Source organism: Microtetraspora sp. AC03309, from assembly GCF_020826795.1.
Taxonomy (GTDB): Bacteria; Actinomycetota; Actinomycetes; order Streptosporangiales; family Streptosporangiaceae; genus Microtetraspora; species Microtetraspora glauca.
Genome location: NZ_JADDIL010000204.1, coordinates 1 through 1,274 on the forward strand (window position 1 = coordinate 1; position 1,274 = coordinate 1,274).

The following is a 1,274-nucleotide window of genomic DNA, read 5'->3' on the forward strand; positions in this document are numbered from 1 at the left end:
CCTCCCCCACCCCCGCGCCCCGAACCTCGTCCAGGTTCCCGGCGGCCTACGTGGGCGTGTGGCGCGGCAGGGTCGACGAGGACCCCGGCGCGTACGACCGGCTGGTCGTGACCATCAGGAAGGGCGGCAGGACGGCCACCGATCAGTACCTGGACTCCGGTTGTACGGGGACGTCCAGGCTCGTCAAGATCACCGATTCCATCGCCCATCTGAAGCGGATGACCATGCGCGGCAACTGCCCACGCAACGGCGAGATCTACCTCACGCTCAACGAGGACGGCATGCTCGGCTTCGAGTACGCCGGGCACGGCGAGAACAAGTGGACGAGGGACATGCCGTGGTTCATGCACGCCACCCTCAAGCGCGACCGGTAGCCGCGTCACGCAAGGGCCGCGCCCGCGTGAGGGGCCCACCACACGAGGGACGCGTCACGACGTCAGGACAGGACGCCGACGCCACCTTCGACGACCACCCGGGTCCGGACCGCGGGCGCCTCTACGGTGGGCCGCCATTCCTGGACGGGCACCAGTCCGGGCTCCGCGAGCGTGAATCCGTCGAAGAACCGGACCAGCTCGTCGTGGGACCGGAACGTCGCCTGGGCCGGACTGCCCGCCGTGGCCATCGTGAGCCGGGCCAGGGCCTCGGGGTCGCTGTGCGCGGTCATGTTGGAGATGATCACATGGCTGCCCGGTGCCATGCGGTCTCGCCAGGTGGCGACGATGTCGTAGGCGCCCTCCGCGTCCGAGACGAAGTGCAGCACTCCGAGGAACAGGACGGCGACCGGTTCGTCGAGGTCGATGACCGCTTGCAGGGCGTGGTCGCCGAGGATCGCCTCCGAACGTCGCACATCGTGCTGGAGGGCGATCACATGGTCGTCCACGATCGGCATGGCGTCGTTGTGCACCTTGACCAGGGGGTCGTTGTCGACGTAGACGACGCGGGCGCCCGGGGCCGCTTCGCGGGCGATCTCGTGCACGCTCGGCGAGGTGGGCAGCCCGGCGCCGAGGTCGACGTACTGCCGGATCCCCTGGGAGGCCGCGTGACGCACGGCCCTGGCGAGGAACGCCCGGTTCGCCCTGGCGACCGCCTGCGCGTCCGGGGCCACGGAAAGCAGCTTTTCCGCCACCATCCGGTCGACGGCGTAGTTGTCCTTGCCTCCGAGCAGGTAGTCGTACACCCGTGCCGAACTCGGCGTCGACGTGTCGATTGACGTTTTCTCAGTGACTGTCAGCTGATCCTTCTGTGTTCGAAATGGACGAGAACGAGGGCGGCCC

General features: G+C 68.7%; 2 protein-coding genes. One reads left to right on the forward strand and one right to left on the reverse strand.

Going from position 1 to position 1,274, the window contains the following annotated elements:
* On the forward strand, window positions 1-374 hold a 374-nt coding region (locus tag IMZ11_RS42310), incomplete at its 5' end, for a hypothetical protein (protein ID WP_228649171.1).
* A gap of 62 nt (window positions 375-436) precedes the next feature.
* Here IMZ11_RS42310 and IMZ11_RS42315 read toward each other — a convergent pair.
* Window positions 437-1,231: an SAM-dependent methyltransferase gene (locus tag IMZ11_RS42315; RefSeq protein WP_228649173.1), complete on the reverse strand. Its 795-nt coding sequence runs from the start codon at window positions 1,229-1,231 to the stop codon at window positions 437-439.
* Between the last annotated feature and the right edge of the window lie 43 nt (window positions 1,232-1,274).